This window comes from Pseudomonas viridiflava (genome assembly GCF_003702045.1).
GTDB classification, from domain to species: Bacteria; Pseudomonadota; Gammaproteobacteria; order Pseudomonadales; family Pseudomonadaceae; genus Aquipseudomonas; species Aquipseudomonas viridiflava_C.
In genome coordinates this window covers 14,932-28,946 of sequence record NZ_RBTP01000011.1, presented here as the reverse complement: position 1 = coordinate 28,946, position 14,015 = coordinate 14,932, and the positions used below count along the sequence as shown (strand labels likewise).

The 14,015-nt window shown below is 60.4% G+C and carries 18 protein-coding genes; 9 read left to right on the top strand and 9 right to left on the bottom strand.

Annotated features, from left to right (window positions below; translation table 11 throughout):
• The first annotated feature begins 73 nt into the window (after window positions 1-73).
• Together ALP40_RS01580 and ALP40_RS01575 are read left to right on the top strand one after the other, a co-directional pair.
• Window positions 74-982: a LysR family transcriptional regulator gene (locus ALP40_RS01580; protein ID WP_122206659.1), complete on the top strand. Its 909-nt coding sequence runs from the start codon at window positions 74-76 to the stop codon at window positions 980-982.
• 61 nt (window positions 983-1,043) lie between these two features.
• Window positions 1,044-1,346: a SelT/SelW/SelH family protein gene (locus tag ALP40_RS01575; protein WP_122206551.1), complete on the top strand. Its 303-nt coding sequence runs from the start codon at window positions 1,044-1,046 to the stop codon at window positions 1,344-1,346.
• Here the strand turns inward: ALP40_RS01575 and ALP40_RS01570 are convergent.
• Complete coding sequence (locus ALP40_RS01570) at window positions 1,340-2,215, bottom strand: DMT family transporter (RefSeq protein WP_122206550.1); 876 nt, start codon at window positions 2,213-2,215, stop codon at window positions 1,340-1,342. The genes ALP40_RS01575 and ALP40_RS01570 overlap by 7 nt on opposite strands.
• Before the next feature lie 132 nt (window positions 2,216-2,347).
• Between ALP40_RS01570 and ALP40_RS01565 the strand changes: the two genes are divergently transcribed.
• Window positions 2,348-3,175, top strand: coding sequence for a UDP-2,3-diacylglucosamine diphosphatase (locus ALP40_RS01565; RefSeq protein WP_122206549.1), 828 nt, complete (start codon window positions 2,348-2,350; stop codon window positions 3,173-3,175).
• A 3-nt stretch (window positions 3,176-3,178) separates the two neighbouring features.
• Here ALP40_RS01565 and ALP40_RS01560 read toward each other — a convergent pair whose 3' ends face one another.
• Both ALP40_RS01560 and ALP40_RS01555 read right to left on the bottom strand, forming a co-directional pair.
• Entirely contained in the window at window positions 3,179-3,490 is a 312-nt protein-coding gene (locus ALP40_RS01560; protein ID WP_099229161.1) for a DUF962 domain-containing protein, read from the bottom strand.
• 353 nt (window positions 3,491-3,843) lie between these two features.
• Window positions 3,844-5,298: a TrkH family potassium uptake protein gene (locus tag ALP40_RS01555; RefSeq protein ID WP_122206548.1), complete on the bottom strand. Its 1,455-nt coding sequence runs from the start codon at window positions 5,296-5,298 to the stop codon at window positions 3,844-3,846.
• A 174-nt stretch (window positions 5,299-5,472) separates the two neighbouring features.
• Here ALP40_RS01555 and ALP40_RS01550 point away from each other — a divergent pair, with 174 nt between their 5' ends.
• A complete protein-coding gene (locus tag ALP40_RS01550) occupies window positions 5,473-6,033 on the top strand; it encodes a nitroreductase family protein (protein WP_122206547.1) in 561 nt (186 codons plus the stop codon).
• Between the two features lie 6 nt (window positions 6,034-6,039).
• Here ALP40_RS01550 and ALP40_RS01545 read toward each other — a convergent pair whose 3' ends face one another.
• The 6 genes from ALP40_RS01545 to ALP40_RS01520 all read right to left on the bottom strand — a co-directional run bounded on the left by ALP40_RS01545 (window position 6,040) and on the right by ALP40_RS01520 (window position 10,216).
• Complete coding sequence (locus tag ALP40_RS01545; protein WP_122206546.1) at window positions 6,040-7,395, bottom strand: HAMP domain-containing sensor histidine kinase; 1,356 nt, start codon at window positions 7,393-7,395, stop codon at window positions 6,040-6,042.
• A 90-nt stretch (window positions 7,396-7,485) separates the two neighbouring features.
• Entirely contained in the window at window positions 7,486-7,962 is a 477-nt protein-coding gene (locus tag ALP40_RS01540) for an LTXXQ domain-containing protein (protein WP_122206545.1), read from the bottom strand.
• A 110-nt stretch (window positions 7,963-8,072) separates the two neighbouring features.
• Entirely contained in the window at window positions 8,073-8,750 is a 678-nt protein-coding gene (locus tag ALP40_RS01535; RefSeq protein WP_122206544.1) for a response regulator transcription factor, read from the bottom strand.
• A gap of 7 nt (window positions 8,751-8,757) precedes the next feature.
• The gene (locus ALP40_RS01530) at window positions 8,758-9,165 is read right to left on the bottom strand and encodes a translation initiation factor 2 (RefSeq protein WP_122206543.1); all 408 of its coding nucleotides are present in this window, start codon (window positions 9,163-9,165) and stop codon (window positions 8,758-8,760) included.
• A gap of 153 nt (window positions 9,166-9,318) precedes the next feature.
• Complete coding sequence (locus ALP40_RS01525) at window positions 9,319-9,618, bottom strand: YciI family protein (RefSeq protein WP_004884303.1); 300 nt, start codon at window positions 9,616-9,618, stop codon at window positions 9,319-9,321.
• Window position 9,619: 1 nt separating this feature from the next.
• Window positions 9,620-10,216, bottom strand: a complete 597-nt coding sequence (locus tag ALP40_RS01520; protein WP_122206542.1) for a septation protein A — start codon at window positions 10,214-10,216, stop codon at window positions 9,620-9,622.
• A gap of 65 nt (window positions 10,217-10,281) precedes the next feature.
• Here ALP40_RS01520 and ALP40_RS01515 point away from each other — a divergent pair, with 65 nt between their 5' ends.
• From ALP40_RS01515 to ALP40_RS01495, 5 genes are all read left to right on the top strand, one after another.
• The gene (locus ALP40_RS01515) at window positions 10,282-11,145 is read left to right on the top strand and encodes a PHP domain-containing protein (protein WP_122206541.1); all 864 of its coding nucleotides are present in this window, start codon (window positions 10,282-10,284) and stop codon (window positions 11,143-11,145) included.
• A 13-nt stretch (window positions 11,146-11,158) separates the two neighbouring features.
• The gene (locus tag ALP40_RS01510; RefSeq protein ID WP_122206658.1) at window positions 11,159-11,788 is read left to right on the top strand and encodes an L-threonylcarbamoyladenylate synthase; all 630 of its coding nucleotides are present in this window, start codon (window positions 11,159-11,161) and stop codon (window positions 11,786-11,788) included.
• Window positions 11,789-11,907: 119 nt separating this feature from the next.
• On the top strand, window positions 11,908-12,606 hold the full coding sequence (locus ALP40_RS01505) for a ScpA family protein (RefSeq protein WP_183135987.1): 699 nt from the start codon (window positions 11,908-11,910) through the stop codon (window positions 12,604-12,606).
• A gap of 15 nt (window positions 12,607-12,621) precedes the next feature.
• Complete coding sequence (gene scpB, locus ALP40_RS01500) at window positions 12,622-13,401, top strand: SMC-Scp complex subunit ScpB (RefSeq protein ID WP_122206539.1); 780 nt, start codon at window positions 12,622-12,624, stop codon at window positions 13,399-13,401.
• Window positions 13,402-13,666: 265 nt separating this feature from the next.
• Window positions 13,667-13,858, top strand: coding sequence for a DUF1289 domain-containing protein (locus ALP40_RS01495; protein WP_122206538.1), 192 nt, complete (start codon window positions 13,667-13,669; stop codon window positions 13,856-13,858).
• Window positions 13,859-14,015 lie beyond the last annotated feature (157 nt).

Sequence of the window (14,015 nt, the reverse complement as noted above, 5' to 3'; positions counted from 1 at the left end):
GACGCAGATTAAGTGCATGCCTGAATGCGAAAAAGCGGCTATAAAGCGTTTAACTGTCCACCAGGTCGTGACAATGAACCCCTTTGAAGACATGCGTATCTTTTGCCAAGTGATGGAATCGGGCAGCTTCACAGCCGCTTCCGACAAGCTTGGATTGTCCAAACAGTTCGTCAGCAGGCGGCTGATGCAACTGGAAGAACGCCTCGGCGTACGGCTGCTCAATCGCTCGACACGACGCCTCGACGTGACGCCGCTGGGGCAAAGTTATTACGAATCGGCCCTGCGGCTGCTGTCCGAAGTCGAGCAGGTCGAGCAGGGCATTACGGGGCAGAACAGCGAGCCACGCGGTACCTTGCGCATCAGCGCGCCGTTGTCGTTTGCGGTGGCGCATCTGGGTTGCCTATTGCCGTTGTTTCTGCAGCGTTATCGCGATGTGTCGGTGGAAGTGGACCTGAGCGACCGGCCGGTGGACCTGCTCAGCGAGGGCTACGATCTGGTGTTGCGTATCGGCGTGCTGGAAGATTCCAGCCTGATTGCCCGGCGAATCGCGACAATCGATCGAGTCTACTGCGCCAGCCCTGCGTACCTGGCCGAGCGCGGAGCACCGGAAAAACCCGAAGACCTGCACGCCCATGACTGCCTGCCCTATGGCCACAGCCGGCAGGTGCAGTGGCGTTTCCAGGGTTCGGGCAAACCGTTCAGCCTGAGCGTCAGCGGGCGGATGCGGGTCAACAACGGCGAGCTGTTGCGAGATGCAGCGGTGGCGGGGCTGGGCATCACCTACCTGCCGACGTTCATTGTCGGCGCGGCCCTGCGCGACGGCAGTCTGGTGCGGGTGCTGGACGATCTGCGCCCGGAGCCGCTGACCCTGTCGGCGGTCTATCCGCAGCATCGGCAAGCGTCCCGGCCTGTCCAGGCGTTCATTGAGTTTCTACGCGAACGGCTGGATGCGAGTATCGACCTGGATGATCGTCGTGGTTGAGGCTCGTTGAGCGGGCAAACGGTGCGTATCATGGCCGCTTGTCTTTGTGGAGCAAGCGTCCATGTCTGCCGAAAAACCTGAAGTCGTTATCACGTACTGCACCCAATGCCACTGGCTATTGCGCGCGGCCTGGCTGGCACAGGAACTGTTGAGCACGTTCAGCGACGACTTGGGGAAAGTATCGCTGGAACCTGCGACGGGAGGCGCTTTTCGCATCACCTGTGACGGCGTGCAGATCTGGGAACGCAAGGCCGATGGAGGCTTCCCTGAAGCCAAAGTGCTTAAGCAACGGGTGCGCGATCAGATCGACCCGGCGCGTGGCCTGGGCCATAACGACCGGTCAAGTGCAACTGATCCTCAATGAGCGAGTTTGTCCGGTGCGCGACTGCCTATCAAGCCTGAGATCACAATGGCGACAATAATCAGTGCGCCGCCGAGCAGCATCCGCAGCGTGGGCGTTTCGGCAAAAATCAGCCAGGCGAAGGCGATCCCGTAAAGCGGCTCCATCGCAAACACCACGGCGGCCATCCGGGCCTTGATCACCGCGAGACTGGCCACGAACAGGCTGTGTGCCAAACCGGTACATAACACGCCGAGCAGGGCGATCCACAGCCAGTCGCGGGCTGACACGGCGGGCAGCGCCGATGCCGCCCAAGGCAGCAGGCAAATGGCGACGATCAGGTTCTGACACAGTGCGGCCTGTACCGCAGGGACGTGGAGCGCGCTGGCGCGATTGACCAACGACAACAAGGCAAAGGTCAGGCCCGAGAAAATGGCCCACAGCAGTCCGCCCGTTGCTTCGCTGGCCATATCGAATCCGGGCGTTACCAGCATCAACCCCACAGTGACCAGTGCGACCAGCAGCATCTCGACGCGCCGAATCCGCTCACGAAACACCAGGCCCTCAAGGATCACGGTAAACGCCGGAAAGCTCGCGAACCCCAACGTCGCGACCGCGACGCCCGCGACTTTCACAGCGATGAAGAACGACACCCAATGCAGGCTCAGCAAAACACCGCTGAGTACCAGGCGTGCACCGCTGGCTCGGCTTATAAGTTTCCAGCGAGTGCCGTTGACAAAGCGGGCGAACGCAGCGAGTGCCACGGCAGCGAACGCAGCGCGGCCGAAGACGATCACGGACGGCGATGCATGGGCCAGTTTGCCGAGCACGCCGGACAGGCCGAACAGCAGGGCGCCGAAGTGCAGAGCGAGCAGAGCGGAACGGGGCGTCATGACAATCCTTGTGGGCGCAGCGACAGGCCAGTCTACCTCGCCAAAGCTATTGTCATGACATCGCCATGTGCATGTCACATTCAATTAACCAGCATGTCGCACTCTCTATGAAAACCCGCCGGAGGTCGCTTTATGAGCAGTGCTCAGCTCGCCAAACCCAGCCGCAAGCAACGTGTGCGGACCTTGTGGATTTCCGATGTGCATCTGGGCACGCGTGATTGTCAGGCCGAACACCTGTCGGCATTTCTCAAGCGTTATCAGGCTGACCGGATTTATCTGGTGGGCGATATCATCGATGGCTGGAAACTGCGTGGCGGCATGTACTGGCCGCAGGCGCATACCAACGTTATCCGGCGTCTGCTGACCATGAGCAAGCGCGGCACTGAGGTGATCTACGTCACCGGCAACCACGACGAGTTTCTGCGCCGTTACTCGAAACTGATCCTTGGCAACATCCAGTTGGTGGACGAGGCCGAGCACATCACCGCCGACGGTCGTCGTCTGCTGGTGATTCATGGCGACCAGTTCGATGTCATCACCCGCTACCACCGCTGGCTGGCGTTTCTTGGCGACTCGGCCTACGAATTTACCCTGACTCTCAATCGCTGGCTCAACCACTGGCGTGCCAAATACGGTTACGGCTACTGGTCGCTGTCTGCGTATTTGAAGCACAAGGTCAAAAGCGCGGTGAATTTCATCAGTGATTTCGAAGAGGCCATTGCCCACGAATGCGTCAAGCGCGGGCTGGATGGCGTGGTGTGCGGGCACATCCACCACGCGGAAATCCGTCAGGTTAGCGGGGTCGAGTACCTGAATTGTGGCGACTGGGTGGAGTCCTGCACGGCGCTGATCGAGCATCTGGACGGCCATATCGAACTGTTCCGGCTGGCCGATGCTCACCTGAAAGCCATTCCGGAGGCGGAGCAGCAGGACGTTCCGGTCAGCGAACCGGTTGCCTGATGCTTAGAAAGGTACTTTGCCCAACAGCATGTCGCGGTACATGACGAAGTCGCCGAGCAGGCTGTAGAACGGATGCTTGAAGGTGGCGGGGCGGTTTTTCTCGAAAAAGAAATGCCCGGCCCAGGCAAAGCCGTAACCGGCAATCGGTAACAGCGCCAACAGCCACCAGCGTCCGCTCCCAATGCCAAACGCCAGCAGGAAGATCACCAGTGTGGTGCCGATGAAATGCAGGCGTCGGCTGGTGCTGCTGCGGTGTTCTTCGAGGTAGTACGGGTAGAAATCGGCAAAGCGGGTGAACGGCTTGACGGTGTCCATGTGCAGACCCTTGGGTTGGCTTGGGCTGAGTCTAGCCTGACACTGGGTTGTTTGGCAGCACCCTTCGGCGCAGTTCACCGTACTGTGGGAGATCCTACCAAGTCTTCGAACTAGCGCTATCGCGCAGCAAACACCGGTCCGCTTCCACAAACCCGCGTTTCTTCAATGGGTTATTGGTTGTTTGACAAGAGGGGGCTTGCCCGCGATCTGCCGAGCCGGCAGCAGGGCTGAGACATGCGGTGGGTCAGACGCACCCCGGGGCCGCTGCGCAACCCATCGCTGCCGTCGTAACCTTCGAGAGCGCCCTCCGGCAGAAGCAGACTGGGGTGGCCGTGCAGCCGCCAATCCGCGCATCAATGCCGCCAGAACGCCGGTACACACAGCACCAATACGGTGATGATTTCAAGACGGCCCAGTAGCATCCCGCCGGACAGAATCCACTTCGCCGCATCCGGCAGGGTCGAGAAGTTACCCGCCGGGCCGATGATTTCACCCAGTCCAGGGCCGACGCCTGACACCGTACTGGCTGCGCCGGTCAGTGCCGTCATCCAGTCCAGGCCCAGCAGCGACAGCATCAGCGCGATCAGGCAGATGGTGATGGTGAAGAAGAACGAAAAGGTCAGGATGGAACGCACGATCTCGTCGTCCAGCCGGTGGCCGTTGTACTTCTGCTTCATCACGGCGCGTGGGTGGATCAATTGGTTGAGGTTGGTCTTGAGCAGAATGTAAGCGACCTGGAAACGGAAAATCTTCACGCCGCCCGCCGTCGAGCCGGAACAGCCACCAATGAACCCCAGGTAAAAGAACAGCATCAGCGAGAAATTGCCCCACAGGCTGTAGTCACCTAGCGCAAAACCTGTGGTGGTGACCACCGAGGTGACGTTCAGGGCCACATGGCGCAGTGCCTCGGTCCACGGCAGGTCGGTGGTGTTGGCGTACCACACGGTCATGACCAGCCAGGTGATCAACAGCAGGCCGATCAGCCCTTGCACCTGCTCGTCCCGGAACAACGCGCCGCGGTTGCCGCGCAGTGTGGCGACGTACAGGGTGAAGGGCAGGCTGCCGAGGATCATCACTACGATCGCGACCCAATGCACCGCCGGCTGTGGCCATTTCGCCAGGGACAAGTCGGATGTCGAGAAACCGCCAGTGGAAATCGCCGACATCGCGTGGTTGATCGCATCGAACAGGCTCATGCCCGCCAGCCAGAACCCCAGGCTGCCCAGCGCAGTGAAGCTTACGTAAGCGAGGACGATGAACTTGGCCACCATGTGCGAGCGAGGCATGACTTTTTCGGAGCGGTCGGACGACTCGGTCTGGAACAGCCGCATGCCGCCGATCCGCAGCAGCGGGAGAATGGCGACGGCCATGCCGATGAAGCCGATGCCGCCCAGCCAGTGCAGCATCGAACGCCAGATCAGGATCCCCGGCGACATGCTGTCCAGATGGCTGAGAACCGTGGAGCCGGTGGCCGTGATGCCGGACATGCTTTCGAAGAACGAGTCGGTGTAACTGATGTGCTGGGTCAGGAGAAACGGCAGTGCCGCGAAAATACACACCACGATCCAGCTGGAAACCGTGAGCATGTACATGTCTCGTGGACGCAGCTGGACATGCTGGGGACGCCCCGGCACCACCATGATCAGCCCTGCGATGAACGTAATGGCGCTGGCCCAGAGAAAAGAGCGCAGGTCTTCGAAGCGGTCATAGATGACCAGCGTGGCCATCGGGACAATCATGGCGACAGCCAGCGTGATCAGGAAGATGCCGATAATGAAACCGATGATGCGAAAGGTCGGCAACGACATGAAAGGCTCTGGCTGCGATGAAGAAAGGCGCCATTCTACCCGCGCTCGTGGGCATGTAAACCGGCAGGGGCGGGCGCTGCGTTCGACATTGCTTGTAAGTAATTGCCCTGCATGCTCGTTATTGACGCTGTACAGGCTCTAGAATGCCCGATCAATTTTGGAAGGAGACAGCCCATGCAGGCGCTCGATGCTTTGCTCAACCGCGTATCGGTTCCACGTCTGGTCGATCCGGCCCCGGATGCCGCACAGCGCGAAATCATGTTCGGCGCAGCCTTGCGCTCGCCCGATCACGGCCAATTGCGGCCTTACCGTTTTCTGACCGTGGAAGGCGCAGCACGCGAGCGCATGGGCGCCTTGCTGGCTGAGGCGCTGGAAAAGGGGGGTGGAGAAATCACGCCGCAAGCGCTGGACAAGGCCCGTCTGGGTCCGCTGCGTGCGCCGCTGGTGGTCATGGTGATTGCGCGTTTGCAAGATCACTTCAAGGTGCCGCGCAAAGAGCAGTTGATCACCGCCGGGTGCGCTGCGCACGGCGTATTGCTGGCCGCTTACGCACTGGGCGTTGGCGCGGTCTGGCGCACGGGCGAGTTGTCATATTCGCCGCATGTGGCCAAAGGGCTGGGGCTTGAAGCCGATGAAGAAGTGGTCGGTTTTCTGTACCTGGGCACCCCACTGAACCCGCCGCGCGAAGCACCGAAAGTGGACGTGGGCGGGTTTGTCAGCGAATGGCAGGGCTGATCGGCTTCAAGCCGATGAGGGATTGCGCGGTTCTGGCGGCAAGTCCAGTGTGGCGATAAAACCACCTTCGGGATGATTGCCCAGCGTCAGGCTGCCACCGTGTCGTTCGGCGGCGCGTCGGGCGATGGCCAGTCCCAATCCGTGTCCCGGTGCGGTCTGGCCGGGGGCTCGGTAAAACGGCTCCCCCAGTTGCGCCATATGCTCTTCGGCCACTCCCGGGCCATGATCGCGTACGCTGAGGCTTATGTGGCTGTCCACTTGAGTTGCTTGCAACTCGATGCTCTGGCCCGGCGGATTGAAGCGCAGCGCATTGCGCAACAGGTTGTCCAGGGCGCGTTCGATCATGTCCGGCCAGCCTTGCAGTTGCAGGTCGCTTTGTACCTGGACCTGAATGTTCTGCTCGGCACCGTCCAACTGCGTGTCGTTCTTCAGGCGATGCAGCAGCTCGCTGATATCCACCGGTTCGGCACTGCCGAAGTCTGCATCCAGACGGGCCAGGGCCAGAATTTCGCTGATCAGCGCTTCCAGTCGATCACACTCGCGGCCCAGGCGCGGCCACAGTTTCTCTCGCTCTGCAGGTTCGGCGCGCTCGGCCAACGCCAGTGCAATGCGCAGTCGCGCCAGCGGTGAGCGTAATTCATGGGACACATCGCGCAGCAATTGACGCTGGCTGCCGATCAGGCTTTGCAGGCGTGCGCCCATGCGATTGAAATCGGTGGCCAGCACGCCGAATTCGTCACGCCGATTGGCCAGTTGCGCCAGGCTGTGCTGCTGATAACTGGTCTGCCCCAGGTCATGCACCGCGCCGCGCAAGCGACTCAGCGGCCGGGTGATCGACAGCGTCACGAATAGGCTGAACAAGGTCAGCACGACCAGTGCGATACCCAGCGCACTCAACGGCCACATCAGGCTCTGACGGTGCCACTGGTCGAGTTCGGGGTGAGGAATGCGGTAAATGAACAGGTAGGTTTCGCCAGTCTTGAGGCTGGTGTATTCGGTCGCCAGACGCCGCCACGGCAGTTTTCTGCCTTCATCGTCGTCATCGCCTTGCTGTTGCCGGGCTTCAAGCGCGGCTGCTCTGGGCGGAAAGGTGCCGCGTACGACCGGCTCGCCGCTGTCGTTGAGCACTTGAACGTCGATGCGGTTACGCCGCTTGAGGGTTTGCAGGTAATCCTGAGACGCGTCGGCGCCTTGTTCTTCGAAACGCTGTGTCCAGTTTTCAGGCAGGCTGTTGAGGACCGGATGACGACTAAGGATCCAGGCGTCCTGGTTGAGCATGTGCCCGAGCAGAATCGACAGGCCTGCCACCAGCGCAATGGCCAACCAGAAACTGGCCAGGATTCGCCAGAACAATGAGCGCACAGGTTTTCCTCGGTCATTAAATAAACAAGCCCGGCATGCGCAAGCATGCCGGGTGGGTTGCAATCAGTCCGTGGTCAGGCGTGACTGCTGTTATTGAGCTTTGGCAGCTTTGGCTGCTTTCCAGGCCTTGAACTCGGCCCATTCGGCACGACGTTCATCCTGTCTTTTCTTGATTTCGTCGAACTGCTTTTGCTGATCGGGCTTGAGCAGTGCGCGGATCTGGCCATCGGTTTCGTTACGCTTGGCGTTGATCTCGTCCTGCATGGCTTTCTGCTCAGGCGCAGGCATCTTGTCCAGGTAGCGCTGAGTGATGTCACGACGATCGTGCATCTGGTCACGCATCAAACGGTCGATCTGCTGACGCTGTTCACGTGTCAGGTCCAGATCACGGAACGGGCCTGGGCCTGGACCGCGATGCATGCCTGGGCCTGGGCCACGGTCGTCGCGCTCCATGTGCATGGCAGGTGCGTCTGCTTCAGGGCCGCCCGGGGCTGGCGGTGGTGGAACAGCCATCGCAACGGTAGGCAGGGCAGCGGCGAACATCAAAGCGATCAGGGTCTTGCGCATGGGTGTATCTCCTTGTCTCTAGTGCGGCTCTATGCCGTTGAGCCCAGTTTAGGGAGATCAAGGTCAAGCGCGGTCAGGGCTTGGTAAAGCTTGTGTAAGGTCAGAAACGCTCAGAGGCTGTAATAATAGCCACGGCTGCGCAGCGCCACGATCCGCGGACGACCATCCGGATGAGGACCGATCTTCTTGCGCAGATTACTGACGTGCATGTCCAGGCTGCGGTCGTAGAGGGTGAGCTTGCGGCCCAGTGCCAGTTGCGCCAGCTCCTGCTTGTCCAGCGGCTCGCCGGGCTGGCGCAGCAACGCGTCCAGCAGGCGGCTTTCGGAAACCGTCAGGGTCAATTCCTTCTCGTCGATGCTGACCACGCCGCGCATCGGGCTGAAGGTCAGGTCGCCCAGCTCAAGCTGGGTTGACGATGCCACCGGATGACTGCGGCGCAACACGGCGCGCAGGCGGGCAGTCAGTTCGCGGGGGTCACAGGGTTTGGCCAGGTAATCGTCGGCACCCAGCTCCAGACCCAGAATACGGTCCAGCGGCTCGCCACGCGCCGACAGCATCACCACCGGCAGGTCGGGGTGTTCGGAGCGCAATTGCTTGAGCAGCTCAAGACCGCTGCCGTCGGGCAGCATCACGTCCAATACGACGGCGGAGGGTGCGTTTTCAGCAAGGGCCTGACGGGCGCTGTTGCCATCGTGACAAGCGCGCACCTGGAAACCTTCCTGACTCAACCAACTGCTCAGCAGCTCACAGAGCTCCTGATCATCATCAATTAATAACAGCTCGCTCATGACTCACTCAATTTAGCCACTGCCGACGTTGCCTACGCCAACTGCCAACAAATATACCGCACAGAAGGGCGATCATCGCAACGCCACCCCCTGCGACGAACCATTGTTGTTGCTCGGTCAGCAAACGTGGCGGCGTGGCTGACAGTGCTTCTTTGAGCTGCAACTTGAGCTTTTGGTTCTCCTGACGCAAACGCCCCATCAAGGCGCTGTCGCGTTCAATGGTCTGTAGCTGTTTAACCAGATCTTCGCGCTGGCGCTCGCTGTCGCCGAGCCGCGTTTGAAGGTCCGCAATCTGACCGGCTGCGCCTGAATAATGCGCCGGCGGTGTTGCACCCGATGCCTCCAACCCTTGCGCCTGAACCTGCAGGCTCGTCCCCGATATCACTATCCACAGACACACCGTACCTGAACGCATCTGAACTCCCGTTGACCAGAACCGTTTTTTATTCAAGCTTTTGCAGGTTGTCGGCAGGGCGTCAGGAATGATGAGGGTGGCGAGGGAGGGGTGTTCAGCGGGCAGGCCCTGCTGCGGTTAGCGCAGGACCCGCACTGAGGGTTCAGCAAGGAATCAGGGCAGAACCTTCTTGAACGGCTTGACCACGACGTTGGCGTAGACGCCTGCTTCGACGAAGGGATCCGCCTTGGCCCAGGCTTCTGCCGCTGCCAGCGAGTCGAATTCGGCGACGATCAGGCTGCCGCTGAAACCGGCAGCGCCCGGATCGTTGCTGTCGACCGCAGGGTTAGGGCCGGCCAGCTCCAGGCGGCCGGCATCCTTGAGGGCATTCAGGCGCTCGAGATGCGCAGGACGCACGCTCAAGCGTTTTTCCAGCGAGTTTTCGACGTCAGTGGCGATGATTGCGTAGAGCATGTCAGTCCTCGGATTTGGTCGTGGTAGTGGCGGTGTCGTTCATGTGGCGAGACAGGTAGATGCCTTGTGCGACCAGGAAAATCAGGGTCATGGCCAGGCTACCGAACACTTTGAAGTCGACCCAGAATTCCTGATAAGTGAACGCCACGTACAGGTTGGCCGCGCCGCAGAACAGGAAAAAGAAGATCCAGGCGATGTTCAGCTTGGTCCAGATGGCTGCGGGCAGTGTCAGTGCGTGGCCCATGATGCGCTGGATCAATGGACGATCACCGATGAAGTGGCTACCGGCAAACGCCAGGGCAAACAGCCAGTTGACCACCGGCGCTTTCCATTTAAGGAAGGTTTCGCTGTGGAAAGCCAGCGTGAGACTGCCGAACACCAGGCAGGCGATCAGGGTCAGCCACTGGCTTTTTTCCAGCTTGCGCTGCTTTATATAGAGGATGCCGTAGACCACCACGGAACTGATGATCAGCATGGCTGTTGCGCTGAAAATGCCGCCCACCGTATAGGTGTTGCCGAGGATATCCACAGCGCGGGGTTCGGTTTTGTAGACAATGAAAAACAGGAGCAGCGGGATGAAGTCGATGAATTGTTTCACAATGGCAGCCAGAAGCAGGATGTGGCGGCATAATAACAAACATCAATGACTGCGAAAGCACCACTATGAATGTTGATCTGCATTGCCACAGCACCGCTTCGGACGGGGCCTTGTCGCCTACCGCACTGGTCATGCGTGCTTACGAAAATGGCGTGCGTGTTCTTTCACTCACTGACCACGATACCCTCGAAGGCCTCGAAGAGGCCCGCGCGACGGCACTTTCACTGGGTATGCAGTTGGTCAACGGCGTCGAGTTGTCCTGCACCTGGGGTGGGGCGACCATCCATATATTGGGCTACGCGTTCGACACCCAAGCACCTGCGCTGACCGAAGCCATCGAGCGTTTGCATGAAGGACGCTGGCTGCGCGCCGAAGAAATCAGCCGTAAATTGGCGATCAAAGGTATGCCAGGAGCGCTGGAAGGTGCCCGGGCTATCCAGAAAGAACTGGGCGACAGCGGCAATGCGCCAGCTCGCCCGCACTTCGCCGACTTTCTGGTGCGTGCAGGTTTCGTCAAGGACCGCGCCGAGGCATTCCGAAAATGGCTTGGAGCGGGCAAACTGGGCGACGTGAAACAACACTGGCCGACCCTTGAGGATACCGTGGCCACCCTGAGAGCCTCTGGCGCCTGGGTCAGCCTCGCGCATCCTTCGCATTATGACTTTACGCGCAGCAAACGGCGTAAACTGGTCGGCGATTTCATCCAGGCCGGTGGTCACGCCATCGAAGTGGTCAATGGCATGCAACCTGCCGACCAAGTCGGAACCCTGGCGATCCTGGCGCGTGAGTTCGGTCTGCTGGTCACTGCCGGCAGCGACTTCCACGGCCCCGGTGCCTGGGGCGAGATTGGCACTTACCGCCCCGTGCCTGAGGATTTGCCACCTTTATGGTGCAGATTCAAACATGAACAACCTACTGCCGCCGTCTGAACAGGAAGTTACCGTGAGTCAATTTTTCCAGGTCCACCCGGAGAACCCGCAGCCGCGCCTGATCAAACAGGCTGCGGAAATCATCAAGGCCGGCGGGCTGGTGGTGTACCCGACAGATTCGTCCTATGCGCTGGGTTGCCAGATTGGCGACAAGAGCGCCATCGAGCGTATCCGCCGTCTGCGTCAGTTGGACGACAAACACAACTTCACGCTGATGTGCTGCGACCTCTCGCAGTTGGGGCTGTTTGCCAAGGTCGACACCGGCGCTTTCCGTGCGCTGAAAGCCCATACCCCCGGCCCTTACACCTTCATCCTGAACGCAACCCGCGAAGTGCCACGGCTGGTGCTGCACCCCAAGCGCCGCACCATCGGTCTGCGTGTGCCCAGTCATCCGATTGCCCAAGCGTTGCTTGAGCAACTGGGCGAGCCGCTGATGAGCGTCAGCCTGATCATGCCGGGCGACACCGTGCCGCTGAGCGACCCCTACGAAATGCGCCAGATGCTCGAGCATCAGGTGGACCTGATCATCGATGGCGGCATCGGTGGTATCTCCGCGTCCACGGTCATCAACCTGTCCGAAGGCGAGCCGCAGGTGATTCGTGTCGGTTGCGGCGACCCGACGCCGTTTGGTGAAGACGCGTAATGACAATCGTGGAAACGGTGGACAGTCAGGCCGACGCCCAGCAGGAGCTGCCGTTTGCGCTGATCTATGGGCAGGCGCTCACGCAAATGCCCCTGGACCTTTACATTCCACCGGACGCGCTGGAAGTCTTTCTTGAGGCGTTCGAGGGCCCGCTCGACCTGCTGCTGTACCTGATCCGCAAACAGAACATCGACATCCTCGACATCCCGGTAGCGGAAATCACCAAGCAATACATGGGTTACGTTGAGCTCATGAAGACCGTGCGCCTGGAGCTGGCGGCCGAGTACCTGGTGATGGCGGCCATGCTCGCCGAGATCAAGTCGCGCATGCTGCTGCCACGCTCGGCTGAAGTCGAAGAAGAGGAAGGCGACCCGCGTGCCGAGCTGATTCGTCGTCTGCAAGAGTACGAACGCTTCAAGGCAGCGGCCGAAGGCATCGATGGCCTGAAGCGGGTAGGCCGCGACGTCATCGTGCCGAAGCTCGACGCGCCAGAAGCCCGTGCGCGCAAGCTGTTGCCGGATGTCAGCCTTGAAGAGGTACTGATGTCGATGGCGGAGGTCCTGCACCGTGGCGACATGTTCGAGAGCCATCAGGTAAGTCGCGAAGCCCTGTCCACGCGTGAGCGCATGAGTGATGTGCTGGAGCGCCTCAAAGGCGGCGGGTTCGTGCCGTTCGCCGAGCTGTTCACCGCCGAGGAAGGGCGGCTCGGTGTGGTGGTGACGTTCATGGCCGTGCTGGAGCTGGTCAAGGAGTCGCTGGTCGAGCTGGTCCAAAACGAGCCGTTTGCGGCGATCCATGTCCGGGCGCGAGCCGAGTAGAGCCAGAGCACACCCATGAACCTCAACGAACCCCGTGAACTGGCCCCACTGCTTGAAGCGTTTCTGCTGGCTTCTGGAAAGCCGCAGACGCTCGACCGGTTGTATGAGTTGTTTGAAGAGGGCGAGCGCCCTGAGCCGCCAATCTTCAAGAAGGCCCTGGACATACTGCGCAAGTCCTGTGACGGCCGGGCCTTTGAACTCAAGGAAGTCGCGTCCGGTTATCGTCTGCAAATCCGTGACAAATTCTCACCCTGGGTAGGGCGCTTGTGGGAAGAGCGGCCGCAGCGTTATTCCCGCGCCATGCTGGAAACCCTGGCACTGGTCGCCTATCGCCAGCCGATCACCCGTGGCGAGATCGAGGATGTGCGTGGCGTGGCGGTCAACAGCCACATCGTCAAGACGCTGATGGAGCGCGAGTGGATCCGCGTGGTGGGCTACCGCGATGTGCCGGGCAAACCAGCCATGTTCGCCACCACCAAAGGCTTTCTTGATCATTTCAACCTCAAAAGCCTCGACGAACTGCCACCGCTGGCCGATCTGCGCGAAATGGAAACCGAGCCGGAACTGGACTTCGAAGACGCCCCGGTACCGGCCCACCTTCAGGCATTGGCCGATGCCAGCCTGGATGTCGACGAGGCGCCGGAGCCGCCGCGTGACGAAACCAGCTTCCGCAGCTTGCTGGTCGAACTGGACTCGATGGAGCAGGGGCTCAAGACCGATTTCGACGACCTGCTGCGGGCTGAGCCTGAATCGGCTGATGAAGAAGAGCCTGATCAAGGCCCTAAGGCTGACTGACTGCCTGGTGTACGACGCTCAGCTATCGGCGGGAGGCCCCACCACGTCTTCGACGTAGCGCTGTCGCGCAGCAAGCATCGGCCGTCGTGGGAGTGGACTGTCCGCGAAAGGCCGGTCCATGCGACGAAGATGCAGTGGCTGAAGTGCTGCATTCGCGGACAGGTCTGCTGCCACGAAACGAATTTCTGTATCTGCCATCAGTTCGAATTCATCCCCCCGCCTGCGGTCACACGTTCAGTCACCTTCCCCATGAGAGTTGCTGTCCATGAGTTCAACCAAGAACCCCTGTATCAGCCTGTGCAAGTTCGATGAAGACATTTGCCTGGGATGCGGTCGCAGCAAGCGGGAAATCAAGGCCTGGAAGAAGCTGGAGAAGGATGAAAAACGAGAGGTGTTGACCGAGTCGGCCAAGCGGCTGGCGAAGCTCAAGACCGGCGGTCGCAAAAAGAAGAAGTGATCCGGCCAATTGCGCTGCGCATCGAGTGCGTAACCCGCCGCATCAGCGTATGATGGCCGACCCTCGGCGATAACCCTTCGCCAGGGCTTCAAGTATTTCGCCTTGCCGCTATCCACAGCGTGCCGGGCACAGGTCTTGCCGGTTCTCGGTCAGCCCT